Genomic DNA, 24,966 nt, shown 5'->3' on the forward strand with positions numbered 1-24,966 from the left:
CCGGCCGCTGGCCGGCATTCCCCATTTGATCGGGTCATGAGCCCCGCCCATCGGTAGTGCCGGCCGCTGGCCGGCATTCCCCATTCGATCGGGTCATGAACCCCGCCCGTGGGTAGTGCCGGCCGCTGGCCGGCATTCCCATTCGATCGGCCGGGTCAGGCCTCGGCTTCTTCCGGTTCGTTGGCCTGCTGGCGGCTGCGCTCGGGCAGCTTCAGGCGCTTACCTTCTTCGTCGTACTCGATCAACAGCACGCCGGAGTCGTGGCGGCCGCTGATCTCGACAAAGCAGGCGCCGCCGATGAACGGTTCCAGCGTCATCACCGACTTCAGCGGGGTCGCGACCACCATCTGGAAGCCGAAGTTGTCGAAGATGTTCATCGCCAGTGCGGTGAACTCGTTGTCGGCCTTGTCGAAGGCTTCGTCGAGCACCACGGCGGCATAGCTGGGCAGCTGGCTGTCGGCACCGCCGAGCTGGTAGCGCAGCGCCGCGGCCAGGCAGGTGGTGGCCAGCTTCTGGCGCTGGCCACCGGACTTGCCCGCGCCGCTGCGGTAGATCTCGACCTGCTGGCGCGTTTCCGCATCCAGCTCGACGCCAATGAATTCCACGTGCATGCGCACGTCCAGCACCAGTTCGCGCCAGCGCTTGTCCTCGCCTTCCTGCGAGCCCAGGCGGTTGACCAGCTGGCGCAGCACGGTGAACTGCGATTCGGCCAACTCGCGCTGCTCGGTCTGCTGCTGCGACAGCACTTCGCGTAGCTGCTGATGGAACTCGGCCACTTCCGGCAGGCGGCGGTCGCTCAGTTCGATGGTCAGCAGCGTGCCGCGGTTGAACGGTACCTGTTCCAGGCTGGCGTTCACTTCATCCAGGCGCTGGCCGATCGACTTGCGTGCCTCTGCGCTGTGGCGCTGCAGGGCCAGCAGGTTGTTCTTGCTCTGGTTCTGCAGCAGATCGAAGAAGCGCTCCTCGTGCTGCGGCAGGCCATCGCGCTCCAGCCGCTCGAGGCGGGCGAGGAAGTCCTCGGCCGAGGCCACCGATGCGGTGAAGTCGCCCGATTCCTCCGGCCACTGCTGGATGAAGCGGCGGAAGCAGCCGATCAGCTGGTTCTCGATGCGGTTGAGGTCCTGCTGCGAGGACGACAGCTGCTCGTTCAGCGCGTTGCTGACCTGGCGCATGTGCGCTTCGAGCGTTTCCAAGCTGAGCGGGCCCTGCTCCTGCAGGCGCTCGGCGAGGCCGGCCTCCTGCTCCTGGGCCAGGGTCGGCAGCACCAGCGCACGGCTCTGCTGGCGTGCGCGGTCGAGGCGATCGCGTTCCCTGACCAGCTGGCCACGCTCGACGCGGACGTCTTCGTACGTGCGGCGGGCCTGCTCGATGTCGGCGCGCACGGCGTCGATCTGCTTGGCCAGCCTGGCAAGATCGGCGTTGCCTTCGCGCAGGTCGCGCAGGGTGGCCTCGATATCGGTCAGGCGCTGCTGCGGCGCGGCGACATCGATCTCGTTCCAGCTGATGCTGACCAGCTCGTGGCAGGCCAGGCGGCGTTCGTTGTCGCGGTCACGCTGGCCGCGCAGGCGCGCGATATCGGTCTCGCAGCTGGCGATACGCTTGGCCAGTTCCTGGGCTTCGCGCTCGAAGGCGCCGACCTTGTCGTGGTTGTTGAAGCCGAGGATCCAGCGCCGGCGGTCGCCCACCGCGCTACGGTCGTCCTTTTCGAAGCGGTCACCCGGATGCTTGACCTGGCCTTCGCGGGTAATGCCGCGGTCGACGTTGCGCAGCTGCTTGGCATCCACGCACTCGTAGTCAAACCGCTTCCCCAGCTCGCGGCGCAGCCAGCTTTCGAACACGTGCTCGCGCAGCTCCAGCTTGTGCAGCAGCGACTTCGCCGACGGCTCGCGCGCGAACGCTTCATCGTTGCGGCGGACACGGTAGTACGTGAAGCGCATGCCAAGGTGAGTGCGATTCACCCACTCGGCAACCTCGTTGTAGTGCTTGTCATCGACCAGCAGCGACAGCGCGAAGCCGCCCAGCACGCGCTCGATGGCACCCTGCCAGCCCTGCTCTTCCGAGCGGACCTGGATCAGCTCGCCGACGAACGGCAGCGCCGCCTCGGCAATGCCGGTTTCCTCGGCCAGGCGCGCGCGCAGCTTCTGCATCGGTGCCGGGATGTTGGAGGGCGTGCGCTGCATCGCTTCGAGTTCGGCACGGACTTCGCCGAAGCGGCGCTCGTCATCGCGCTTGCCGCCGAGGCGCTCGCTGATCGCATCGTCCAGTGCCGAGGAGGCACGCTGGCGATCCTGCAGTTCGTTCTGCGCGCGCTCGACCAGTTCGGCAAATCCATGGGCGTCGTCGGGCAGTTCCGCCTGCAGCTGCTGGGCGGCCTGGCGGGCCTGTTCGCGCTTGGCCTGGCGGCGATCGCGCTCCGCTTCCGCACGGCCCTGCTCGCGTTCCAGTTCCTCGATGCGTTCGCCGCCCTGCTGGCGGCGCTGCAGTTCCAGTTCGGCCAGCCGTTCGGTGTGGTTGTCGAGCGCCGCGCGGCGCTGGGCTTCTTCGCCAAGCAGGCCGCGATCACGTACATCCATCTCGCGCAGGCGCGCTTCGATCAGCGCCTGGCGGCGGCTTTCGCGGAAGCTGTCGACACCCAGCTTCAGCGCTTCGTCGTCGCCGCGACGGCGGTGCATTTCCTTCAGGTCGTTGTAGTAGGCACGTGCCGGCAGCAGGGTTTCCACCTGGCGGCGGGCGGTGACCACCGCCTGGTGCGCGCCATCGAGCTCGGCGAAGTCGCTGACCAGGCGCTCGGCGGCGTCGAAGGTCTTCGGCGTGTCGAGCATGAAGTCGCGCAGGAAGACGTTCAGGTCGCCCAGGTTCTTCGCCGACTGCGTCTTGTGCAGCAGGCGCAGCGCCATCTCGTTGTCGATGCCGAGCAGGTCGCGGAAGCGCTCGGCGTAACCGGAGAAGGTGTCGAAATGGTGCAGGTCGGGCAGCTTCTGCTTGAGTTTGCGCAGGTCCAGGTCGAAGCCGCCGAGATCCTTGGCGATGTCGAACGGACGTTCGGCGATCATGTAGTGCTTGCGCACATCGCCGGCCGAGGTGCCGTTGCCGGAGATCCACAGCAGGCGCACCAGGCTGACCACGCGGCCATCGCCGGCGCGGTATTCCAGCACCAGTGCGGTCCAGGTGGCACCCTTGCGCAGGTACTGGGTGGCGATCTCGCCGGTGCCGCTGTCCTGCTGGTCGGCCCAAGCGCCACGCACGTAGGACACCAGGTTGCGGTCGCGGCCACTGCGCTCGGCTTCACGCGCAGCGGCGTTGAAGTCGACGATGGCCGGCGGCGTCAGCAGCGCGGACATGGCATCGAGCAGGGTCGACTTGCCCGAGCCGGAGCGGCCGACGAACAGGAAGCCGCGCTCGGCGATCGGCACTTCGGTCAGGCCGTTGAAGGTGCCCCAGTTGTGCACCTGCAGGCGGCGCATGCGGAACTGCTGCAGGCGCGGGTCCAGCAGGCCTTCGTTGAACAGGGCGGGAGTGTGCTTGGAGATAGCCATGCGATGGTCGGGTCTCTCAGGCCTCGGCGGCCGGGGTTTCGCGCAGCTGGCGGTAGACCGCCGAAAGCTGGGACACGTCTTCGGCGGAGAACAGCAGCTTCAGCGCCGGCGAGACTTCGTGGCGGTCGTCCTGGCCGCTGAGGCGGGTCAGGATGTGGTTGTCCTTCATCTTCTGCACCGCCGATGCAACGCGGCGGTTGAAACCGGCGCGGTCGGTGGACAGGTTCTTTTCGTAGATGGCCAGCGCTTCGGCCATCTCGGCGTCGGCCACCACCGCGCGGTTGCCGCGCGCATCGGCCTCGGCCAGCTGCTGGCGCAGGTACAGCAGCAGCACCGAGTCGATGAAGGTCAGCGGCGAGGTGCGCAGCAGCACCGGCGCATCCACGTCTTCGGTGTCGGCCTGGCGGGTGAACGCCACGCCGCTGTCGCGGTCGAGCACCAGTTCCAGGAACAGGTCCGCCAGCGACGAGCGGATGGCCGCCTCGCTGCGGATCAGCGCGGGCCACAGCTTGGCGTGGCGCAGCTGGTCGATGCTGGGGCCGATCAGCAGCTGGCACAGCGCGCGGCGCGCATCCAGCGGCAGGCGCCCGGTGTCGCCCAGGTAATACACGTCGTTGCCACGGCGGGGCTGCGCCACGGTCGCCACCGGTTCGGCGTCGTAGGCGTCTTCCGCCCCCTCGGCCTGCGGTGCTTCGATGGGATCTTCATGCCAGCTCATGGCGTCTCTCCTGGGTGAACCAAACCAGCGGGATGCGGGCGCGACGGATCTGGCCGTCGCCGCCTCGCCATTGCGCAAGCTCCTGCTCGCCGGCAACCACGTTGCCAAAGCGCGTGCCCAGCGACAGGTAGCCGATGACGCTGCCGAGGCCCTGCGGCGCTTCGCGCTGCGACAGGGCCTGGGCGATGCTGAGCCGCGGCTGTGCGTCGAGCAGGTCGTGCAGGTCGCGGCGCAGGGTACGGAAGTCGATTTCGGACGAAGCGACCAGATCGCCGACGCTTTCCAGGCTGATCGCAGCGGCATCGTTGTACTCGACGTTGCCATCGACCTGGGCGCTGCGCGGATCGTGCAGCTTCCATTGCGACCACGAGCGCAGGCGGCTGGTGGTCAGCTGCAGGTCACGGCCGATGCCGCGTTGTGCGGGGAACTCGTCACGCAGTGCCAGCGCCTCGGACTGCGCCTGCTTCAGCAGCTGGTTGAGGCGGCGCTGTTCCAGATAGCCACGGCTCTGCACGAAACCGCGCAGGCTGCGCGCGAAGTTCTGCAGCACATCGTGTACCTGGCCGCCACGCTCAAGCATGGTGCTGGTGAAGCCGCGCAGGAAGTTGCGTTCGTTGCGGTCCAGGCGGCGGGCGAAGCCACGCGCCAGCACTGCTTCCAGGGCGGCATCGAGCTGGGCGCTCTGCTCGGCATCGTTGAGCAGGCGCCAGAAGGCCTGGAAACTGCGCCCGGCATCGCTTTCGCCGATCACATCCACGCCTTCGAACAGCTGTGACAGCACGTCGCCGCGCTCGCCTTCGTCGTCGATGATGCGTTCGCGGAACTCGCGGTTGAGCTGCTCGAAGTCGTCGCGCACGCGACGGAAATCCTCGGTCAGCTCGTCGGCCAGGCCGATGATCTGGCGCGCACGTTCCAGCGCGCGCTTGCCGTCCAGCGCGGTGACGCGGCCGGCGCCGACGCGGGCGATCTCGGCATCGATGCGGTCGCGCTCGTCGCGCAGCGCCGACAGGCGGGCGTCGGGGTCGGACTCGGTCTGCGCGGCCAGCTGCGAGAGCTGCTCGATGACCAGTGCCAGGCGGCTCTCGGTGGCGGCCACGCGGGCCTGCTCGAGGCCGTCGGCGAAGCGGATCGCCTGCAGCGCTGCGGTCGACAGCTCGTACTGTTCCTGGTCGGCGCCTTCGGGCAGGCGGCGCTCCAGCCAGCCCTGCGCCAGCCAGTGCGCGATGTAGGCCTGCGCGGTACGTGGCAGCTCGCGCGACAGTTCATCGCCATTGAGCTGGTCCAGCGCCCGTTGCAGGCGCTCGTTGAGCACCGAGGAGGGCAGCGTGCGCTCGCCATCCATCAACAGGCCCTGCAGCAGGCCGATGATTTCCGGAGCGTGGTCGGCGGCAAGCAGCTTCCACTGGGGCTGTTCGCGCAGATGGCGGTAACGGGAGATGCGTTCGCGATGCTTCATGCAGCGAAAAGAGTCATGAGGGCTGGCGGGGACGAACAGCCACCCGCGGCGGCCGCGCGGACAGCCGTGGGCATGCCGGCCGCACGGGGCCGGCGGGGTGCAGGCAAGCGGCTCAGCGCTTGCCGCCCACTTCGATGAAACGCAGGAACTCGGCGCGGGTACGCGCGTCGTCGCGGAAGCTGCCCAGCATCTTGGAGGTGACCATGCTGACGCCACGCTTGTGGATGCCGCGGGTGGTCATGCATTCGTGGGCGCCTTCGACGACCACGCCGACACCGATCGGCTGCAGCACATCCTGGATGCACTGGGCGATCTGCGCGGTCATCTTCTCCTGCACCTGGAAACGGCGGGCGTAGGCTTCGACGACGCGGGCCAGCTTGCTGATGCCCACCACCTTGCCGGCCGGCAGGTAGCCGACGTGCACGCGGCCGATGATCGGCGCCATGTGGTGTTCGCAGTGGCTTTCGTACTCGATGTCGCGCAGGACGATCAGTTCGTCATAGCCAGCCACTTCCTCGAAGGTCCGCTCCATGTAGGCGCGCGGGTCATCGCGGTAACCACTGAACCAGTCGCCATAGGCCTCGGCGACACGGCGGGGGGTATCCAGCAGGCCTTCGCGGGACGGGTCCTCACCGGCCCAGCGCAGCAGGGTGCGCACGGCATCCTCGGCCTGGTCCTGGGTCACGTCGCCCTGCGGGGCGGCCTTTTCGTTGTTCTTGCTCATTGCGTACAGCGTCCCGAACGGGGGGCGAGCATCGTACCCGACCGGGGGGTGGGTCGTCCTGTGGGGACGGTTCATCGGGGGGCGTTGTTGGCGCGTCGTTGCTATCGGTTTGGAGTGGGAGAGGGGGCTGCGCAGGACACGCCGTAAACCCGTCCATGGGGGCTCGATGGCGCCATCCATGGCGCCAACGGTCCTGCGCAGCCCCCTCTCCCACTCCCTGGCGGTGTCCCGCGGGCGCGGCCTGCCCCCCGAAAGCGGGGTCAAAAGCGGGGTTCATGGCTTCGGAAGCGGCGCGCCGCTGCTTTGGCCACTCCCCTGGTGGGTGCGGACCGTTGGTCCGCACTGCTTCTGCTCTTGCTTCTAAGAGCCAACCCACTGCGCTCGCGGGGGATGGGGAAGGCAGCGGGGGCCGGGCGGGGCAGGACCCCGGAGGGGGGGGTCACGGCGTGTCCTGCACCCTCCGGCGCCCGCTGCCCCACCGACACCAGGCGGGCGCAACGCTTTCCTCACTACACCCCACCCATTCAGAAAAACCTATTGATAGGAATGAAATTAGTAGTATCCTATCTATCTCTTATGGACCGACCCCTCGACGAGCGCACCGTGCTGCAGATGCAGCTCAGCTCCGGCCTGCTTTATGCAGGGCGGCAGTGGCAGCGCCTGGCCGACAGCCGGCTCGGCAGCTACGGCATCTCCACCGCCTGCACCATGCCCCTGCTGATGATCGGCCGCTCCGGCGGTGGCATCCGCCAGGTGGCGCTGGCCCAGCAGCTGGGCATGGAAGGGCCTTCGCTGGTACGCCTGCTGGACAAGCTGTGCGCCAGCGGCCTGGTCCGTCGCGAGAGCGACGCCAGCGACCGCCGCGCGAACCTGTTGTGGCTGACCGACGAGGGCCATGCGCTGGTCAGCGAATTGGAAGACCAGTTGATCGGCCTGCGCCAGGACGTGTTCGGCGAACTTTCCATGGATGAACTGCACGCCGTGCTGAAGGCATGGCGCCTGCTGGCCGAGGCCGCCGACCGCATCACGTAAGACCGCTGCTGCCGGACGCTGCCGCTGCCGTGCACACGCCAGCGGCGTTTGCCCGTTGTCGTTGTTCTGTTGTCCCTCCCCCTCCCTCCTCGCCCCCGCCCCTACCGATGCCCGGTGAATTCAGTCTCCACGGAGTGTTCGTCCCGACCCTGCTCGGGTTGATGCTGTTGGCCTATCTGGTCAACAGCGGCCTGCACGCGCTGCTGCAGCGTGCCGGCGCCTACCGCCATGTCTGGCACCCGGCGCTGTTCAACCTGGCGCTGTACGGGATCGTGCTTGGCCTGCTGTTCCACCTCCTGCGTTGGATGCAATCGTGAACAAGATCGTGAAGAAGACCCTGCCGGTGCTGCTCACCAGCGCAGCCGTGATCGTCGCCCTGCTGGTGCTGCGCCAGCTGTGGGTCTATTACATGGATGAGCCGTGGACCCGCGACGCCCATGTCGGCGCCGACGTGGTGCAGGTGGCGCCGGATGTCTCCGGGCTGGTTGAAACGGTGCAGGTGGCCGACAACCAGGCGGTGAGCAAGGGCGACCTGCTGTTCGTGGTCGACCGCGCGCGCTATCGCATCGCGCTGGAACAGGCCAAGGCCAGCCTGGCCGAGCGCCAGGCCTCGGTGGCCCAGCTGCGCCGCGAGATCGGCCGCGACCGCAGCCTGCAGGACCTGGTTGCCGCCGAGGACGCCGAAGTGCGCCGCGCCAAGCTGCAGGCCGCACAGGCCGCGCTGGCCACGGCACAGGCCGCCGTGGACCTGGCCGAGCTCAACCTGGGCCGCACCGAGGTGCGCGCGCCGGCCGACGGCCGGGTCAACGACCGCACGATGCGCGTGGGCGACTACGTGGTGGCCGGCAAGCCGGTGCTGGCGCTGCTGGACACCGGTTCGTTCCGCATCGATGGCTACTTCGAGGAAACCCGGCTGCGCGGCGTGGCGCCGGGGCAGCGCGTGGACATCCGCCTGATGGGCGAGTCGACACCGCTGCGTGGCCATGTGGAGAGCATCGCTGCCGGCATCGAGGATCGCTACCGCAGCAATGGCAGCTCCCTGCTGCCGAACGTGACCCCGGCCTTCGACTGGGTGCGCCTGGCCCAGCGCATTCCGGTGCGCATCGCCATCGACGAGGTGCCCAAGGGCGTGGAACTGATTGCCGGCCGCACCGCGACGGTGACCGTGGACACCGGCCGTCACCCGCACAACGACAAGGCCGGCACCGCGCCGACACAGGCGGGCCTGTGAACGCCGCCCTGCCCCGTCTCGGCCTGATCGTCGCGCTGGCCAGCCTGGCCGCGTGCAGGACCGTTGGCCCCGACTATGCACTGCCGGAAGGCTCGGCCTTCAAGCGCCCGGAGGCCAATGCGGCGTTCATCGATACGCAGAACCCGCAGATTGCCGCCAACCAGGCGCTGCCCGACCGCTGGTGGTCGCTGTACAACGACCCGGTGCTGGATGGCCTGATCACCCAGGCGCTGCGAGACAACGTCGAACTGAAGGCCGCCGATGCGCACCTGCGCCGTGCGGCGGCGGTATACGAACAGGCGCTGGACGCCGGTGGCTTCGAGTACGAAGCCGAGGCCGGGGTCAGCCGCGCGCAGCTGTCGGCCGAATCGTTCCTGCAGGAGCACGAACTGCCGGTGATCAACCTGGCCGATGGCAAGTTCGCGGTCAGCTACCAGTTCGACCTGTTCGGCAAGCTCAAGCGCGGCGCCGAGGCGGCGCGTGCCGACGAGCAGTCCGTTGCTGCGGCGCGCGACCTGGCCCAGGTCAGCGTGGTCGCGCAGGTCGCCGACAGCTACCTGGAAATCTGCCACGCCAACCACGAACTGCACGTGGCCGAGCATTCGCTGCAGCTGCAGCAGCGCAGCCGCAGCGTCACCGAGCGCCTGATCGCGGCCGGCCGCGGCACGCCGCCGGAGCTGGCCCGCGCCAATGCGCAGGTGGCACTGCTGGAAGCCGCGCTGCCGCCGCTGCGCGCGCAACGTTCGGCGGCCGCCTATTCGCTGGCCGCGCTGCTTGGGAAAACCCCGGACCAGCTGCCAGCAGGCGTGATCGACTGTGCGCACGCACCCGGCCTGGCGCAGCCGCTGCCGGTCGGTGACGGCCGGGCACTGCTGCAACGCCGCCCGGACGTGCGCCAGGCCGAGCGCAAGCTGGCCTCGGCCACCGCGCGGATCGGCGTCGCCACCGCTGAGCTGTATCCGGACATCCGCCTGGGCGCCTCGCTCGGTGCCGCCGGCCTGCTGGAAGACTTCGGCACGCCGATGACCCAGCAGTGGTCGATCGGCCCACTGATCTCGTGGACGTTGCCGTCGTCCGGTACCCACGCGCGCATCCACGCCGCCGAAGCCGGTGCCGACGCGGCACTGGCCGAGTTCGACCACACCGTGCTGCAGGCGCTGCGCGAGACCCAGACCGCGCTGGACCGCTACGCCCAGGACCTGCGCCGGCTGCAGTCGCTGCGCACCGCGCAGGAACAGGCCGCCTTGGCCGCCGAGCAGAACCGCCGGCTGTACCAGGGTGGCCGCACGCCGTACCTGTCCAGCCTGGATGCCGACCGCAGCCTGGCCAGCAGCGATGCCACCCTGGCCGCTGCCGAAGCACAGGTCTCGCGCGACCAGATCCACCTGTTCCTGGTGCTGGGCGGTGGCTGGCAGGCCAGCGCCGCCGCGCCCGATGCCGCAACCGCAGCGAAGTAGGCCATGAACGCGCTGACCGACCGCCAGGCGTGGCTGTTCTCGATCAAGACCTACCTGGCCGCGGTGGCCGCGCTGTACATCGCCATGGCCGGCAACCTGTCGCGCCCGTACTGGGCGATGGGCACCGTGTACATCGTCAGCCAGCCGCTGCTGGGGCCGACCCGCGCCAAGGGCGTGTACCGCATCGTCGGCACGCTGGTGGCCGGCCTGGCCACGCTGCTGGTGCTGCCGGCGCTGGTGGAAACGCCGCTGGTACTGAGCGCGGCGATGTCGATCTGGCTGGCCGGGTGCCTGTTCATGGCCCTGCTCAACCGCGGCCCGCGCGGTTACGCGTTCCTGCTGGCCGGCTACACCACCGCCTTCATCGGCTTCCCGGCAGTGACCTCGCCGGAGACCATCTTCGACACCGTGGTGGCGCGCAGCGAGGAGATCATCCTCGGTACCGTGGTGGCGGTGCTGTTTGCTTCGCTGCTGTTCCCGGCCTCGGTACGCCCGATGCTGCGCGCCCGCATCGGCAACTGGATGGAGGACGCCGCGCAGTGGTGCCGGCAGATCCTCGAACGCGGCCGCGCGCACGCGCCGCGCAACCGGCTGGCCGCGGACCTGGTGCAGTTCGAGGCGCTGATCGAATTCCTGCGCCGCGATGATCCACGCCATGCCGGTTCGGCAGTGTCGATGGAGCGCCTGCGCGAGCGCATGCTGCTGCTGTTGCCGGTGCTGTCCTCGATTGCCGATCGCCTGAGCGCGCTGCGCAGCGATGGCCAGGCCCTGCCGGATGGGCTGCCGGCGCTGGTCGACGACATCCGCGATTGGCTGGATGGGCCGACCAACGCCAGTGAGTACGCGCGGCTGCGCGCGCGCATCAGCGCGCTGAAGCCGCAGGTGGACCGCGACCTGCAGCACCTGCAGCTGGCCAGCCTGCTGCTGCGCCTGGAGGAGCTGGTGGACCTGTGGCAGGACTGCCGCACCCTGCAGCACGCGATCGATCAGGGCACGGCGCCGCTGGACCGCGCGCACTACCGCATCCGCACCGAACGGGTGGCCGCCGACAGGCACGTCGACTACGGCATGGCGCTGTTCTCCGCGCTCAGTGCCGGCGTGGCGCTGATGAGCTACTGCGTGCTGTGGATCGCGCTCGGTTGGGAGGGCGGTGGCAACGGCGCGATGATGGCGGCGGTGACCGCCGCATTCTTCGCCGCACAGGACGATCCGGCCCCCAGCATGGTGCAGTTCCTGGTGTGGGCGATGGTCGCCTCGGTGGTGGCCGGCGTGTACCTGTTCGGCGTGTTCCCGGCCGTGCACGACTTCGGCCTGCTGGCGCTGGTGCTGGCGGTGGCGTTCCTGCCGTTGGGGCTGCTGTTGCATCACCCCAAAAGCGCGCTGTTCGCGCTGCCGCTGACGGTCAACCTGGCCGCACTGCTGAGCCTGCAGAACACCTACAGCGCCAACATCCAGACCTTCCTCAATTCGTCGATCGCGATGTTCATCGGCATCGGCTTTGCGGTGGTGATGACCCGCCTGTTCCGCTCGGTGGGTGCCGAGTGGACCGCGCGCCGCCTGGTGCGGCAGGGCTGGACCACGCTGGCCGAGGCCGCCGAAGGACGTGGCCAGCAGGACCGGCAGCGCTTCGCCGCGCGCATGCTCGACCTGCTGGGCCTGCTCGCGCCGCGCCTGGCGGCGACGCCGGAGGGCAGCGACATCGCCTCGGTGGACATGCTCAACGAAGCACGCATCGGCCTGAACATCCTGCAGCTGCGCCGCGCCCGGCTGGAACTGCCCGAGCGCAGCCGTGAGGCGGTCGAGCACATTCTGGAAGAGGTGGCCGTGCACTACCGCCGGCAGATCGCCGCGCGCAGGCCGATGGTGGCAGCCGACGCATTGCGCGAGCGGCTGGATACCTCGCTGGCACGGGTCGGCAGCGTGGCCGCCTGCAAGGCGCGCGACGAGGCGCTGATGGGCCTGATCGGCCTGCGCTTCGCGCTGTTCCCGGAGGCGAAGGCGTTGGCGCCGGGCTTGGCCATGAGTGCGGCCGAACAGCCCTAGCGCGATACCCTGTGCGTCCACAGCCCCCGTTGCCGGGGTCGGATCCTTCGCCGCAGGCGAAGGCGCTGCCCCCTGCTCTGCACAGGAAGCTCCAATGAGTTACGACATGATGGTGTTCGAGGCCAGCGCCGCGCCACGCGAGGCGGCGGCTTTCATCGCCTGGTTCGAGAAGCAGACGCAGTGGAACGAGCGCCACGAGTATGACGACCCGGCGGTCAGCAGCCCGGCGCTGCAGGCGTGGTTCGCGGAGATGGCGCAGGACTTCCCGCCGCTGGGCGGACCACTCAGCAACGACGATGACGATCGTGACGAAGTGACCGAGTACAGCATCGGCCGCCAGGTGATCTACGGCGCGTTCGCCTACTCGGTGGCTGAGCGCGCGCACGGCCGCGTGCAGGACCTGGCCGAGAAGCACGGCGTGGGCTTCTTCGACGTGAATGCGGATGAAGCGGCGATCGTGTTCCCGGATGGGTTGGTGTTGATCGCTGAATGACGCCGGGTCGGATCCCTCCTGAAGGGAGGGCTCCGACCCGGAGCATGCGTGCCTCGGGGATGGGGTCAGGGCCCGTTCCCGGTGGAAACGGGATCCGACCCCGATTCAGAACAAGGTGCCCTGTACTGTGGGCTGTTCGATGCGCGCGGGTTGTTCGGCCACCGCTTCCGCACCCAGCCGCCAGGCCAGGCCACCCAACCGGCTGGCGTGGCGTTTCAATGCGGCCTGCAGCACCTCTGCGCTGCCCGCCACATGCAGCTCCTGGCGAGCACGGGTCAGGCCGGTGTAGACCAGTTCGCGCGACAGCACGCGGCTGTCCTGGCGTGGCAGCTGCAACCACACTTCATCGAACTCCGAGCCCTGTGCCTTGTGCACGGTCATCGCAAAGGCGCTTTCGTGCGCGGGCAGTGCTGCGGGGTGGAAGGCGCGCGGCTGCTCGACGGTGTCGCCGGGGAACCAGGCGACCATCGCGCCGCTGCTGTCGCGCAGGCAGATGCCGATATCGCCGTTGAACAGGCGGTGCCGGTAGCTGTTCTCGGTCACCAGCAGCAGGCGGCCCTGGAAGTAGCCCGGGGTGTTGCCCGCCAGCAGCTGCTCGATACGGCTGTTGAGGCCACGCGCGCCCTGCGGGCCTTCGCGCAGCGCGGTCAGCACGCGCAGTCGCCCGGCCTGCTGCAGGGCAAGTACCGGATCGGCGGCGTCGGCCAACGCACGCCAATGGCCCAGCAGGTGCTCGCGCTGGCCGCGCAGCGGGTCCGCCTCTCCTTCGTGGAAATGCACGCCGGCCAGTTCACCGCCGCGCAGCAGCTGCAAGGCGGCGCCGGCCTCACCCTCGCGCACGGCATCTGCCAACGGGGCCAGCACCAGTGCATCGCTCTGCCGGTACCCACGTTGCAGCTGCACGCGGCGGCCGGCGAAGGCGCGCGGTTCGGCCTGGGGCTGCAGCGTGGACGGCGCCAGCAATCCACGCAGCGCCTGCGCGTCGTCGGCGCGGGTGCCGATGCCATCACCGCTGGCACGCAGGATCGCACTGAGCACGTCGCCGGCTTCCACCGACGGCAGCTGGTCGGGATCGCCGAGCAGGATCAGCCGCGTGCCGCTGGCGACCGCGTCAACCAGCTTGGCCATCATCGGCAGATCGATCATCGACGCTTCGTCGACCACCACCACGTCCACCGGCAGCGGATTGTCGGCGTGGTGGCGGAAGCGCGGCGAATCCGGGATCACGCCAAGCAGGCGATGCAGGGTGGTGCCGGTACTGGGCAGTGCCGCGCACAGCGCCGGGTCCACGCCGTGCTCCTGCAGGCGCTGCACGGCCAGCCGCAGGCTCTCGGCCATGCGTTCGGCGGCGCGCCCGGTCGGCGCGGCCAACGCCACCTCGGGCAGCGGTTGGCCGGCATGCCGGGCCTGCGCCGCCAGCAGCAGCAACAGGCGTGCGATGGTGGTGGTCTTGCCGGTGCCGGGGCCGCCGGTGACCAGCGCCAGCGGATGGCGCAGGGTCACGCCGGCTGCGCGTGCCTGGTGGTCCTCGCCGCCCAATGCCTGCGGGAACAGCTGCGCGAACAGCGGTGCCAGCGCGGCCATGTCCGGCGGCGGCAGCGGATGCCGGCCGATGCGCTGCAGCCCGGCCGCCAGCTGCCGCTCGTACTCGCGGTAGCGGCGCAGGTAGAGCAGGCCGTTCTCCAGCACCAGCGGCGCGTCCTCGGCGATGGCATCGGCCTGCTGCGGCGTCGCTACCCACGGTGATGCTCGCAACTGTGCCAGCCAGTCCTGCGCGGCAGGCCATTCGGGCACGCCGTCCAGCAACCGCTGCGGTTGTGCCGGATCAAACCCGGCATGGCCCTGCGACACCGCCAGCGAGGCCAGCGCGGCCGCCACTGCCACGCTGTCAGGGGTATCCGCCCGCAAGCGTTGCAGGCTGGTCGCCAGTGCGTGATCGAGCGTGCGCAGCTGGCCGTTGCGATACAGCTCGTGCAGCAGGCTCATGCGCTGCCCCCCCGCGCACGTGCGGCCAGTTCGGCCTGGGCCTGCCCGCCACCGGCGAACAGCGCATCCAGCGCATCCACCAGCGCGAACGGGAAGCGATCCACGTGCACGCCGTTGCCGGTGCCGTCCAGGCCACGGCAGAACAGGTAACGGATGCCGCCCATGTCGCGCTCGTAGTCGTAGGCCGCGCCCAGCCGGAAGCGCAGCCAGCGGTGCAGCGCCACGGTATAGATCAGCGCCTGCAGGTCGTACTCGCTGTGGCGCATGGCGATGGCCAGCAGGTCCGGACTGTAGCCGGGCAGGCGATTGGACTTGTAGTCGAGCACATACCAGCGACCATCGCGCACGTAGGTCAGGTCGATCATGCCGGTCATCAGCCCTTCCAGGCGGCGGCGTTGGCCGAAGCCGCGCCGGCCACTGGAAACGCCGTGTGCATGCAGCACCTGCAGCAGCGCCGGCACCGTGGTGGGTTCGATGGCGAAATGGAAGTCGATCTCCGCACGGCGCTCGCCGTCGCCAAGGCTATGCAGGGCTCCGCCTTCGGGCAGCGGCACGGTGAGCGTGTGGCCGACCAGGGGCACCAGCACGGCCACGCCCTCCTCAAGATCGGCATCGGCGTAGCCCTCGTCGTGCAGCGCCTTGCGCAGCACCTCGGCCTGGCCTTCCGGCGCCGGCAGGCCGGGTTGCCAGCCGGCCCATGCGGCGAAGTCAACGTTCTCCATTGCCTCATGCAGCACGTTGCCGAAGCGGCTGCCCATGAAGCGCGGGTCCACAGGCGTGCTGTCCTCGGCAGCGACGGCCGGCTCCGGCAGTGCCGGTTCCAGCGGCAGTTCCGCGCCCGCGGGTTCGTCGGCGGCGGGCGCCGGCAGCTCGGTGGCCGCCGCTTCGATATCACCGCCAGCGCCGGCATCGGCATGCGCCAGCTGGGTGAAGCTGTATACCCACCAGTCGTGCGGCACGCGCCGGGTCAGTGCCCGTACTGCCGGAAGGTCGCCTTCCACTTCAGCCGCCAGCTGCGGCAGCGTGGCCGGGACCTCGCTGTCGTCGATGTGCACGTCGGGATGCGAGCGCAGCACCTGCAGGTCGCCCAGCAGCGGTGCCAGCCGGGTCTTTCGCAGCCCGGCCAGATCGCCCACGGCGATCCACAGCGCGTGCTCGGCGCGGGTCAGGCCGACGTACAGCAGGCGCGCATCCTCGGCGCGCTGCTCGCGCTCGCGCTGGCTGCTGGCTGCTTCCCAGGCGTCGTCCTTGCCCAGCTTCCAGTGCAGCTGGCGCTGGCCATCGACGTGCACGGTGCAGTGCGACGCGGTGTTCGGTGCACCGCCGTCGATGCCGACGAAGGGCAGGTACACCAGCGGATACTCCAGGCCCTTGCTCTTGTGCAGGGTGATGATCTGTACGCGGCGTGCATCCGATTCCAGGCGCAGCAGCTGCTGCTCGTCATCCTGGTCGGCGCTGGCCATCTGGCCCTGCAGCCAGTCCAGCAGGCCATGCATGCCCAACGCCTGCGCCGAGGCCTCCTGTAACAGTTCGCCCAACTGCAGGTAGTTGGTCAGGCGGCGCTCACCGTCAATCAGCGCCAGCAGGCGTTCGCCCTGTGCGGCACAGACATCGGCAATCACCGCGAAGGGGCCGCCGCGCTGCCAGCGCTCACGCCAGTGCAGCAGCTGCGCCTGGAACCCGCGTTGCAGGTCGCCCTCGCGCTCCATCGCCGCGATCGCGCTGGCCCGCTGGCCGAGCAGCACGGTGGCCAACGCCGCGCGTAGGCGGCCCTCGTCGGCCGGTTGCAGCAGTGCCAGCAGCAACGCACGCAGATCGCGCGCTTCGCTGGTGGCGAACAGGCTCTGCTTGCCGGCCGCCACCGCAGGAATGCCGACCGCCGCCAGCGCGCGCTGCACCAGGGTGGCCTCACGGTGCGAACGCACCAGCACGGCCATGTCGCCCGGCTGTACCGGCCGCCCGCGCAGCAGCGCCTTGCCAGCCCGCGCATCGACCAGGGTCTGGTGGATCGCGGCCACGCACGCCCGCGTCGCTGCATCGCGCGAGGCGTCGGCACTCATCGCCTTGTCGGACCCGCTGCGCAGCACGCGCAGGGTCAGCGCCACCGCAGCATCGCCGTGGCGCAGGTAGTCCGAATCGGTGCGCACGCCGCCGGGACGCACCGGCTCGAACTGGATGTCGGGTTCGAGGAAGGCGTCGTCGCCACCGTTGTCGTACAGCGCCTGCAGCGCACGCAGCACGGCCGGTCGCGAGCGGAAGTTCTGGTCCAGCACCGGCGCCTGCTGCGCGACCTGCTTGGCCTTCAGGTAAGTGTGGACATCACCGCCGCGGAAGCCGTAGATCGCCTGCTTCGGGTCGCCGATCAGGAACAGCGCCGGCGCCAGGCCGAGTTCGTGCACCTCCGGCGAATCGCCGAACACGCTGTGGAAGATGCCCCACTGGCGATCGTCGGTATCCTGGAACTCGTCGACCAGCGCGATGCGGTACTGCGCGCGCAGCTGCCTGACCAGCGCCAGCCGCTGCGGGCCTTCCAGGGCTGCGGCCACGCCATCGATCAGGTCGTCGTAGGTCTGAACCCGGCGCGTTCGCTTCAGCGCCTGCAGGCGCTGCGTGGCTTCTTCGCGCAAGCGGTGCAGGAAGGCCAGCGCGCTGTCCCGCAGCCAGGCATCGCGTTCGGCCAGCAGCGCGACATAACGCGCCAACGGCGCCTGCAAGGGCGACGACGGTGTCCGATCGGCGAACTTCTTGTTGGTCTTGTCGGCCAGCACGTCCGGCAGCAGTGCCGGCAGGCGATCGCTGGCCAGCAGTTCGCGGGGATCGTCGCGCTCGGCCCAGGCCAGCAGCTGCCGGCCCAGCGGGTGCAACCAGCCCAGCTTGTAGGACACGCCGTTGATCCACTTGTTGTCGACCGCATCGCAGAGGTCGATGAAGAACTGCTCGCCGTGCTCGCGCACGCTTGCGGACAGCACTGCCGCCGCGTGCTGCAGGGCGGCCTGCGGGTCGGCCAGCGTCACTGCCTGTGGCAACGGGTGCAGCGGCGGCGCGCCCAGCAGCGCGCGCAGGTCGGCCGCCAGCGCGTCCGGGTTGGGCCAGAGCCAGGTCAGCGGCTCCAGCGTGGCCGGATCGTTGGCATGCGCGCGCCACAGGTCGGCCGCAAGCTCTTCCAGCAGCTCGCGGTCGCTGGCCAGCAGCTCCGGTGGATCGAACGTGTGACCGCTTTCCAGCGCGTGCTCACGCAGCACGCGGGTGCAGAAACCGTGGATGGTGAAGATCGCGGCCAGATCGATCTCGTCGGCCGCCACCTGCAGCCGGCGCTTCAGCGCGGCCGGGCTCTCGCTGCCACTCCGCAGGTGGCGCTGCAGCACCTCGCGGGTCAGCCGCACGTCCGGCGCTTCGCCCTCGGCCGGTTCCAGATCGACCAGGCGCGCAGCCAGCGCCAGGCGCTCGCGGATGCGCTTGCGCAGCTCCTGGGTGGCGGCATCGGTGAAGGTGACCGCCAGGATCTGGCCGATGCGCAGACCCTGCTCCACCACGAGGCGGGTGAACAACGTCGCCAGGGTGAAGGTCTTGCCGGTGCCGGCGCTGGCTTCGATCAGGCGGATGCCGTCCAGCGGCAGGGCCAGGTAGGGATCGCCAGCCATGCGCTGAAGTCCTTCGTCTGCCATGGAGGTATTCATCCGCTGCCCTCCTGGCTGGCGGCGGCAAGCGCGCGGCCTTCGCGCACGGCGCTGAAGACCACCTGGCTGTTGCGCAGCAGGTCGGCGTAGCCCGCGTCGGTGGCGAAGGGGTCGGCACCGCGCAGCAGCAGCTGCCAGGCGTCGCTGCGCGATTCGCCCCACGTGCGGTCACTGCCGTGCCACTGCTTCCAGCCTTCGCTGCGCTGCTTCTCACCTGCCGTGGTGTACAGCACCCAGCCGGTATACGGGGCAAAGCGCAGCGGTTCGCGCAGGCCGCGCCGGCGCAGCTGCAGCAGCGCGCGCAAGGCCGCACGTGCTGCGGGAACATTCAGTGCCGGCAGCACGTGCGGGCCCGGGCCGTTGTCGCCGCCATCGTAGAACTGCACCAGCGGCAGGGCGTCGCCAGCCGCGTTGGCCAGCAGCCAGTCCAGGCCCTGGCGGATCACGGCATTGCCATTGAGCGGGCCGGCGCGCAGGCGCACCAGCCCTGCGGGATGCCGATCAGCCACGCGGCCATGCAGGCGCACGCCGTCGATCTCTACCTCGTAGCGGCGGCTTTCCAGCGGTTCGCCCTGCATCCAGCCCAGCAGCGCGCTGGCATACGGGCGGGTCTTCAGCTGTTCGGCGTCGAACTGGCGCTCGCCCAATGGACCCGACGGCAACAGGCCACGCGCGCGCAGCCGCGGGTACAACGGCTCGGTATCGCCGCTGAGCGTGGCACGCACCACCGCTGCCTGCACGCTGCGCTTCTCCGGGCCGCGCGAAGACAGCACCAGCGGTTCCAGGTCATCGACTTCCTCGACGTCGTCGGCCAGGCGCAGGCCCAGCGACTGTGCGAGGAACTGCCCGGCGGGATCGCACAGGAAACGACGCAGGGTATCCAGCGCGACGTCATCTTCCACCGCATCGTCGAGCGGCGGCGGCAACGGTGCATCGAACCACGGCTGCAGGTCGCCCCGCTGGCCGCTGAGGCGCCCGGCCGCCGGGTGCCACTGCCGCCGATAGCTGAAGCGACGCGGATCGCCATCGCCGAAAGCGGCCGGTGAGAACGGCTGCAGGGCATGGCGCACGGTGAAGTCGCGGGCGGCCGCAGGCGGGTCGAGGTGATACGCCGCGGCGGCATCGATCAGTTCACTGACCAGCACCGACGGCTCACGCACGCTGCCATCGCGCGGATCGGCGCCCAGGTAGCTGAGGTAGAACACCTCCTGCGCGGCCGCGAACAGCTGCAGGAACAGGAAGCGGTCGTCTTCGCGGGTGGAGCGGTCGCCCGGTCGGCGGCGCGGCGTGTCCAGCTCGGCGGTGAGCTGGTTGAGACCGGCGGCGGGGTCACGCCGGGGGAAGTCACCGTCATTGAGGCCCAGCACGCAGATCACCCGGAACGGCAGCAGCCGCATCGGCACCATGCGGCCGAAGCTGATGCCACCGGTCAACAACGGCGCGCGCGTATCGGCCTCGCCCAGCACGGCGGCGAAGTGCGCGCGCACCACCTCCGGCGGCACGCCTTCGTCGAAGCCGGCCTTGGCCGCATCGTCGGCGAACTGGTTCAGCAGCTTGCGCAGGCGTTCCAGGGCGCGCTGGCTGTTGGGCGAGCTGGGCGCAGTCGGCAGCAGCGCATCCAGCAACGACAGCAGCCGTTGCCGCCATTGCGCCGGCGTCAGCAGCTCACCCAGGCGGCGCTGATAGATCGCCAGCACGCGCAACAGGCGCAGCAGCCGGTCAAGCGCTTCCAGCGCACCGCCTTCCAGTTCGGTCCACGGCGCCACGCCGGCCACATCGGCCTCGCTGCCGGTGGCATGGCCCAGCACCAGCCGGTCCAGCGCGAACTGCCAGGTGTAGGCATCGTCGGCCGGCGCCTGGTGCTGGTTGCGGTGCTTCGCATCCAGGCCCCAGCGTGCGCCGGCCTGCTGCAGCCAGCCATGCAGGCGGTCGAAGTCCACCGCTTCCAGGCCCGCCGCCTCGGCCAACGGGGCGCTGGCCAGCAGGTCCAGCACTTCGTTCAGGCCGAAGCGCGAGACCGGCAGGCCCAGCAGGTGCACGAACACGTCGGCCAGCGGCTCGCCGGCGAGCGGGCTGCTGTCGGCCAGTGCATAGGGAATGTGCTCGTCCTCGCCCCCACGGCCGCCGAACACCGCTTCCAGATACGGCACATAGGGGTCGATGTCCGGTGCAAGCACGGCGATCTCCCGCGCCTGCAGCGGCGGGTCGAAGCGCGGGTCCTGCAGCAGGCTGCGCAGCTGGTCGTGCAGCACCTGCAGTTCGCGCAGGCGGGTATGGCAGGCATGCACCTGCAGGCTGGGATCGTCGCTGCGCAGCCCGTCGCGCAGCTCGCCCGAGGGCAGCGCACGGCGGTGGAACAGATCGCGCTGCAGGCGATGCAGCAGGCTGTCGGACAGGCCGCCTTCGTCCTGCGTCGGCCGGGTGTCGTCCTCCGGATCCGAATACGCGGCAATCTCGCCGGCCGGGTGCACCACCTCGTAGCTGCCCAGCACCGCCATGAAATCGCGCCCGGCCGCTCCCCAGGCTTCCAGCAGCCGGTTCTCGCCCGCAGCTTCGCCGAAGGGATCCGGCGCGCCACTGCGCAGGCGCTCGGCCAGGGTCTGCAGGTCGCCCCAGTACGACTGCACGGGCGTGGGCATGTAGAAATGCAGTTCGCCCACCCGCGCCTGGGTGGCCATCACCCGCAGCACGTCGGGCGAAATGTTGAGCGTCGCGAACGCCGACATGCGCCGCGGCAGGCCTTCCGGCAGCGGCTGGCCAGCGCCCTCGAAACGATCGAGATAGGCCTGGATGCGCCGCGCACGATAGTCGTGGCCACCGGCAATGGTGCGCCAGAGGATGGCCTGCGGATCGGCCGGGTCGGCGCCGGCCTCCCAGCGCAGCAGCCAGTCACGCCGCCAGGCCTGGTACTTCTCGAACACCGAGGCCAGTTCGCCGGCCAGTGCCCAGGGCTTCAGCGCGTCGCCACCGGCAAGATAGGACTGCAGCGCGCGCAGTGCTGGCCGCGCCAGCAACGCCGGGTCGCGCAGTGCCTGGTACAGCTTCCAGTGCAGGCCGGCCGCGTCGAGGTCGTCGCGTTCCCCCGGCACATTGGCGTTCAGTGCACGGGCCACGAACTCGCCCGGGGTCAGGAACTCAAGGTTGGCGGCAACGCCATATTCGGCAGCAAGTGTCGCCTGCAGCCAACGCCGCATCGCCACCTGTGGGATCAGCACCACGTCCGGCGTCAGCAACGGCTGGCCCGGAACCGGCGTACGCACGTTGCGCGCCAGCAGCGCAGCCAGCACGTCCAGGGAATTGGAATGGTAGAGGCGGAAATCGCTGCCCGGGTCACTCATCGTGCACAGTGTGCAGCAGAGCAGGCCGTATTCAATGGCTGGCTCATCGCCGGTACGGATTGTTCCGCGCTGCCGGCCGATTGTCCCAGCCTGGCAGGGGCCTTGCCGTGCCACAATACTGGACCGTCCAGTCTGCTTATGTTCAGCCGACGGGCCCGATCCTTCGATGTCTAAAAAACGTTAATGGTGCCCATGTCGGCTTCCACGTCCAGTCTGGTGCAGTTATCCAACGTCCGCATCGACCGGAGCGGGCGCACGATCCTGCGTGACGTGTCGCTGCAGGTGCCCAAGGGCAGCATCACTGCGGTGCTGGGCCCATCGGGCAGCGGCAAGTCGACCCTGCTGGCGGCACTGACCGGTGAACTGCGCCCGGTCGCCGGCGAGGTCACCCTGTTCGGCAAGCCGATCCCGCAGGACAGCGGCGCACTGCTGGAAATGCGCAAGAGCGTGGGGGTGCTGCTGCAGGGCAATGGCCTGCTGACCGACCTGACCGTCGCCGAGAACGTCGCGCTGCCGCTGCGTACCCATACCCGCCTGCCGGCCGCTGTGCTGCGCCGGCTGGTGGAAATGAAGCTGCATGCGGTGGGCCTGCTGGCCGCTGCCGATGCCTGGCCGCGCGAGCTGTCCGGTGGCATGGCACGCCGCGTGGCGCTGGCCCGCGCGCTGGCGCTGGACCCGCCGCTGATGATCTACGACGAGCCGCTGACCGGGCTGGACCCGATCGCCTCCGGCGTGATCATGAGCCTGATCCAGCGCCTCAACCACAGCCTGGGCCTGACCAGCATCATCGTCAGCCACCACGTGCACGAGACCCTGCCGATCTGCGACCAAGTGATCGCGATCGCCAACGGCGGCATCGTGTTCCAGGGCACGCCCGAGGCGCTGCAGTCCAGCCAGGACCCGCTGCTGCGGCAGTTCCTGCACGGCCAGCCCGATGGCCCCATCCCGTTCGATGCCGCGCCGCGCGCGAGGGTCGCCTGATGCCGTTCGTCCAAGCCACCCGCTCGCTGGGCCGCGCCGGCCTGTTCTCGCTGACCGTGCTGCGCGGTTCGTTGCCGACCCGTGATTTCCTGGCCGAACTGACCCGCGAGATCTACAAGATCGGCGCGCGCTCGCTGCCGATCATCGCCGTCGGTGGCGCCTTCGTCGGCCTGGTGCTGACCCTGCAGGGCTACCGCACGCTGACCACCTTCGGTGCGGCCGACGCGCTGTCGACCCTGCTCGGCCTGTCGCTGTACCGCGAACTGGCACCGGTGCTGACCGCGCTGCTGTTCATCGGCCGCGCCGGCAGCTCGATCGCCGCCGAACTGGGCCTGATGCGCGCCACCGACCAGATCAAGGCGCTGGAGCTGATGGCCATCGACCCGGTGGCCAAGGCCGTGGCACCGCGCTTCTGGGCGGCGGTGCTGACCGTGCCGCTGCTGACCGGCATCTTCTGCTCGCTGGCGATCAGTGCCAGCTACTTCGAGGCCGTGCACGTGCTGGGCCTGGACAATGGCGTGTTCTGGTCGGCGCTGCGCAACAGCGTCGATTTCTGGGACGACTTCGGCGTGGCGATGCTGAAGTCGGCGATCTTCGGCGGCACCGCCGCGCTGGTGGCCGCCTACGTCGGTTTCCATGCCGAGCCGACCATCGAGGGCACCTCGGTGGCCACCACCCGTGCGGTGGTCAACGCCTCGCTGCTGGTACTGATGTTCAACTTCGTGCTGTCGGCAATGTTGTTCACCTAACCCCTCCACCGGCGGTGCGCAGGCGCGCGCGGCCACCACGACTCGATCAGGTATTCCACATGGCCATCCGCGGTCCCAGACTCGAATTTTCCGTCGGCGCCTTCCTGCTGCTGGCCCTGGCCTCGCTGCTGGTGCTGGCCGTGGCCTCGACCAACCAGCGCTGGAGCTGGGGCAGCCAGGGCTACGAGCTGAAGGCGCGCTTCTCCCAGGTCGGGCAGCTGCGCAAGCAGGCGCCGGTGAAGATCGGCGGTGTCACCGTGGGCCAGGTCGCCGCGATCGACCTGGATCCGGTGAAGTTCGAATCCATCGTGACCCTGCGCATGGACAGCAAGGTCAAGGACCTGCCGGCAGATACCTCGGCCGGCATCTTCACCAGTGGTTTGCTTGGCGAGAGCTATATCGGTCTTCAGCCGGGCGGTGACCCGGACGTGCTGAAGGCTGGCGACGAGATCGTCTTCACCCAGCCGGCGGTGGACCTGATCCAGCTGGTTGGCAAGTACATGTTCAGTGGCGGCGCCGGTGGCGGCGCTGCTCAGAAGCCCAACGATGGCGCGCAGGCGCCTGCAACGGAACCGCAACCATGAAAACGAAACTGATCCCGGCCCTGCTCGCCTCGGCGCTGCTGCTGGCCACGCCGTTCTTCGCCCAGGCCCAGGCCGCCGCCCCCGCTGCCGCTGCGACGCAGGGCCAGGCCGGCAAGGTGGTGATCGATGCCAGCACGCGCATCCTCAACACCCTGCAGCAGCGCCGGAGCGAGTTCGGCAGCAACCCGGCCAGCCTGCGCAGCTACATCGACAGCGAGCTGAACCGCACCTTCGACCGCGACTATGCCGCGCGCCTGGTGCTGGGCCCGCACGCCCGCGGTGCTTCTGACGCGGACATCAAGCTGTTTGCCGATGCCATGGCCGACAGCCTGATGCAGCGCTACGGCTCGACCCTGCTCAACATCCAGGGCAAGCCGAGCTTCCGCCTGAAGGGTGAGAGCCCGCTGCCGGGCAACCGCGGCGTGCGCGTGAGCACCGAACTGGTGCGCGCCGGCAGCGAACCGACCCCGGTCGAGTACTGGATGCGCAACGTCAACGGCCAGTGGAAGATCTTCGACGTCAACATCGAAGGCATCTCCTACGTGCAGACCTTCCGCAACCAGTTCGATACTCCGCTGCGCCAGAAGGGCATCAAGCAGGTGGCCAGCGAACTGCACAGCGGCAGCATGCAGGCCGGGCCCGCGGGCAATGGCAAGTAACGCACTGGCGCTGCTGGAAGGCGACACCCTGCGCCTGCGCGGGGTGCTCGACCGTGCCGCGGTGATCGCGCTGTGGCCGCAGCTGCAGGCCCTGCCGGCCAAGCTGGCACGGCTGGAGCTGGGTGAGGTGGAGCGCGTGGACAGCGCCGGCCTGGCCCTGCTGGCCGAACTGGCGGCCCGTGCGCGCAAGGCGGGCCACCTGCTGGCAATTGCCGGCGCGCCGGCCGGCTACAACGAGCTGAGCGCAGCCTACCGGCTGTCGCCCGACCTGGATTTCAACGCTACTTCTGCTGCGAGCTGAC

General features: G+C 69.4%; 18 protein-coding genes. 11 read left to right on the plus strand and 7 right to left on the minus strand.

What is annotated here, in order from left to right; all coding sequences use genetic code 11:
- Positions 1 to 155 precede the first annotated feature (155 nt).
- The 4 genes from AC5P9I_RS15095 to folE all read right to left on the minus strand — a co-directional run bounded on the left by AC5P9I_RS15095 (position 156) and on the right by folE (position 6,434).
- Positions 156 to 3,536, minus strand: coding sequence for an ATP-binding protein (locus AC5P9I_RS15095; RefSeq protein ID WP_130768320.1), 3,381 nt, complete (start codon positions 3,534 to 3,536; stop codon positions 156 to 158).
- Positions 3,537 to 3,552: 16 nt separating this feature from the next.
- Positions 3,553 to 4,254 (minus strand): DUF4194 domain-containing protein, encoded by a 702-nt coding sequence (locus AC5P9I_RS15100; protein ID WP_049466320.1) that lies wholly within the window; start codon positions 4,252 to 4,254, stop codon positions 3,553 to 3,555.
- Positions 4,241 to 5,710, minus strand: coding sequence for a DUF3375 domain-containing protein (locus AC5P9I_RS15105; RefSeq protein ID WP_049466319.1), 1,470 nt, complete (start codon positions 5,708 to 5,710; stop codon positions 4,241 to 4,243). The genes AC5P9I_RS15100 and AC5P9I_RS15105 overlap by 14 nt, the downstream gene beginning before the upstream one ends.
- A 112-nt stretch (positions 5,711 to 5,822) precedes the next feature.
- A complete protein-coding gene (folE, locus tag AC5P9I_RS15110) occupies positions 5,823 to 6,434 on the minus strand; it encodes a GTP cyclohydrolase I FolE (RefSeq protein WP_004141296.1) in 612 nt (203 codons plus the stop codon).
- Between the two features lie 576 nt (positions 6,435 to 7,010).
- Between folE and AC5P9I_RS15115 the strand changes: the two genes are divergently transcribed.
- The 6 genes from AC5P9I_RS15115 to AC5P9I_RS15140 all read left to right on the plus strand — a co-directional run bounded on the left by AC5P9I_RS15115 (position 7,011) and on the right by AC5P9I_RS15140 (position 12,690).
- On the plus strand, positions 7,011 to 7,466 hold the full coding sequence (locus AC5P9I_RS15115) for a MarR family winged helix-turn-helix transcriptional regulator (protein WP_005421298.1): 456 nt from the start codon (positions 7,011 to 7,013) through the stop codon (positions 7,464 to 7,466).
- A gap of 107 nt (positions 7,467 to 7,573) precedes the next feature.
- On the plus strand, positions 7,574 to 7,783 hold the full coding sequence (locus tag AC5P9I_RS15120) for a DUF1656 domain-containing protein (protein ID WP_010487502.1): 210 nt from the start codon (positions 7,574 to 7,576) through the stop codon (positions 7,781 to 7,783).
- The gene (locus AC5P9I_RS15125) at positions 7,780 to 8,697 is read left to right on the plus strand and encodes an efflux RND transporter periplasmic adaptor subunit (RefSeq protein WP_049468342.1); all 918 of its coding nucleotides are present in this window, start codon (positions 7,780 to 7,782) and stop codon (positions 8,695 to 8,697) included. Before AC5P9I_RS15120 ends, AC5P9I_RS15125 begins: the two co-directional genes overlap by 4 nt.
- On the plus strand, positions 8,694 to 10,154 hold the full coding sequence (locus AC5P9I_RS15130; protein ID WP_187756883.1) for an efflux transporter outer membrane subunit: 1,461 nt from the start codon (positions 8,694 to 8,696) through the stop codon (positions 10,152 to 10,154). The genes AC5P9I_RS15125 and AC5P9I_RS15130 overlap by 4 nt, the downstream gene beginning before the upstream one ends.
- A 3-nt stretch (positions 10,155 to 10,157) precedes the next feature.
- A complete protein-coding gene (locus AC5P9I_RS15135) occupies positions 10,158 to 12,197 on the plus strand; it encodes an FUSC family protein (RefSeq protein ID WP_049468347.1) in 2,040 nt (679 codons plus the stop codon).
- A 94-nt stretch (positions 12,198 to 12,291) separates the two neighbouring features.
- The gene (locus AC5P9I_RS15140) at positions 12,292 to 12,690 is read left to right on the plus strand and encodes a hypothetical protein (protein ID WP_049468349.1); all 399 of its coding nucleotides are present in this window, start codon (positions 12,292 to 12,294) and stop codon (positions 12,688 to 12,690) included.
- A gap of 105 nt (positions 12,691 to 12,795) precedes the next feature.
- Here the strand turns inward: AC5P9I_RS15140 and recD are convergent, their stop codons facing one another.
- The 3 genes from recD to recC are packed head-to-tail and all read right to left on the minus strand — an operon-like array spanning position 12,796 to position 21,691.
- Positions 12,796 to 14,676: an exodeoxyribonuclease V subunit alpha gene (gene recD, locus AC5P9I_RS15145; RefSeq protein ID WP_049468351.1), complete on the minus strand. Its 1,881-nt coding sequence runs from the start codon at positions 14,674 to 14,676 to the stop codon at positions 12,796 to 12,798.
- A complete protein-coding gene (recB, locus tag AC5P9I_RS15150; RefSeq protein WP_130768321.1) occupies positions 14,673 to 18,353 on the minus strand; it encodes an exodeoxyribonuclease V subunit beta in 3,681 nt (1,226 codons plus the stop codon). The genes recD and recB overlap by 4 nt, the downstream gene beginning before the upstream one ends.
- Positions 18,350 to 21,691 carry an exodeoxyribonuclease V subunit gamma gene (gene recC, locus AC5P9I_RS15155; RefSeq protein ID WP_130768322.1) on the minus strand — a complete coding sequence of 1,114 codons (3,342 nt, stop codon included), beginning with the start codon at positions 21,689 to 21,691 and terminating at the stop codon, positions 18,350 to 18,352. Before recC ends, recB begins: the two co-directional genes overlap by 4 nt.
- Positions 21,692 to 21,883: 192 nt before the next feature.
- Between recC and AC5P9I_RS15160 the strand changes: the two genes are divergently transcribed.
- From AC5P9I_RS15160 to AC5P9I_RS15180, 5 genes are read left to right on the plus strand one after another with little or no spacing between them, the layout of a single operon-like run.
- Complete coding sequence (locus AC5P9I_RS15160) at positions 21,884 to 22,672, plus strand: ABC transporter ATP-binding protein (RefSeq protein ID WP_049468356.1); 789 nt, start codon at positions 21,884 to 21,886, stop codon at positions 22,670 to 22,672.
- A complete protein-coding gene (locus AC5P9I_RS15165) occupies positions 22,672 to 23,421 on the plus strand; it encodes an MlaE family lipid ABC transporter permease subunit (protein ID WP_005414955.1) in 750 nt (249 codons plus the stop codon). The genes AC5P9I_RS15160 and AC5P9I_RS15165 overlap by 1 nt, the downstream gene beginning before the upstream one ends.
- Positions 23,422 to 23,480: 59 nt before the next feature.
- Positions 23,481 to 24,005 carry an outer membrane lipid asymmetry maintenance protein MlaD gene (gene mlaD, locus AC5P9I_RS15170; protein ID WP_049468358.1) on the plus strand — a complete coding sequence of 175 codons (525 nt, stop codon included), beginning with the start codon at positions 23,481 to 23,483 and terminating at the stop codon, positions 24,003 to 24,005.
- Complete coding sequence (locus tag AC5P9I_RS15175; protein WP_049468359.1) at positions 24,002 to 24,664, plus strand: MlaC/ttg2D family ABC transporter substrate-binding protein; 663 nt, start codon at positions 24,002 to 24,004, stop codon at positions 24,662 to 24,664. The genes mlaD and AC5P9I_RS15175 overlap by 4 nt, the downstream gene beginning before the upstream one ends.
- Entirely contained in the window at positions 24,654 to 24,965 is a 312-nt protein-coding gene (locus AC5P9I_RS15180) for an STAS domain-containing protein (RefSeq protein ID WP_049468361.1), read from the plus strand. The genes AC5P9I_RS15175 and AC5P9I_RS15180 overlap by 11 nt, the downstream gene beginning before the upstream one ends.
- Position 24,966 lies beyond the last annotated feature (1 nt).

The organism is Stenotrophomonas sp. YJH_SMC_29, assembly GCF_059371235.1.

Excerpts from the sequence above, each read along its gene's own strand:
- folE (WP_004141296.1), bottom strand. The coding sequence starts at position 6,434 with ATGAGCAAGAACAACGAAAAGGCCGCCCCGCAGGGCGACGTGACCCAG.
- AC5P9I_RS15180 (WP_049468361.1), top strand. The coding sequence starts at position 24,654 with ATGGCAAGTAACGCACTGGCGCTGCTGGAAGGCGACACCCTGCGCCTG.
- recD (WP_049468351.1), bottom strand. The coding sequence starts at position 14,676 with ATGAGCCTGCTGCACGAGCTGTATCGCAACGGCCAGCTGCGCACGCTC.
- recC (WP_130768322.1), bottom strand. The coding sequence starts at position 21,691 with ATGAGTGACCCGGGCAGCGATTTCCGCCTCTACCATTCCAATTCCCTG.
- AC5P9I_RS15100 (WP_049466320.1), bottom strand. The coding sequence starts at position 4,254 with ATGAGCTGGCATGAAGATCCCATCGAAGCACCGCAGGCCGAGGGGGCG.
- recB (WP_130768321.1), bottom strand. The coding sequence starts at position 18,353 with ATGAATACCTCCATGGCAGACGAAGGACTTCAGCGCATGGCTGGCGAT.
- mlaD (WP_049468358.1), top strand. The coding sequence starts at position 23,481 with ATGGCCATCCGCGGTCCCAGACTCGAATTTTCCGTCGGCGCCTTCCTG.
- AC5P9I_RS15165 (WP_005414955.1), top strand. The coding sequence starts at position 22,672 with ATGCCGTTCGTCCAAGCCACCCGCTCGCTGGGCCGCGCCGGCCTGTTC.
- AC5P9I_RS15135 (WP_049468347.1), top strand. The coding sequence starts at position 10,158 with ATGAACGCGCTGACCGACCGCCAGGCGTGGCTGTTCTCGATCAAGACC.
- AC5P9I_RS15095 (WP_130768320.1), bottom strand. The coding sequence starts at position 3,536 with ATGGCTATCTCCAAGCACACTCCCGCCCTGTTCAACGAAGGCCTGCTG.
- AC5P9I_RS15160 (WP_049468356.1), top strand. The coding sequence starts at position 21,884 with ATGTCGGCTTCCACGTCCAGTCTGGTGCAGTTATCCAACGTCCGCATC.
- AC5P9I_RS15140 (WP_049468349.1), top strand. The coding sequence starts at position 12,292 with ATGAGTTACGACATGATGGTGTTCGAGGCCAGCGCCGCGCCACGCGAG.
- AC5P9I_RS15115 (WP_005421298.1), top strand. The coding sequence starts at position 7,011 with ATGGACCGACCCCTCGACGAGCGCACCGTGCTGCAGATGCAGCTCAGC.
- AC5P9I_RS15120 (WP_010487502.1), top strand. The coding sequence starts at position 7,574 with ATGCCCGGTGAATTCAGTCTCCACGGAGTGTTCGTCCCGACCCTGCTC.
- AC5P9I_RS15175 (WP_049468359.1), top strand. The coding sequence starts at position 24,002 with ATGAAAACGAAACTGATCCCGGCCCTGCTCGCCTCGGCGCTGCTGCTG.
- AC5P9I_RS15105 (WP_049466319.1), bottom strand. The coding sequence starts at position 5,710 with ATGAAGCATCGCGAACGCATCTCCCGTTACCGCCATCTGCGCGAACAG.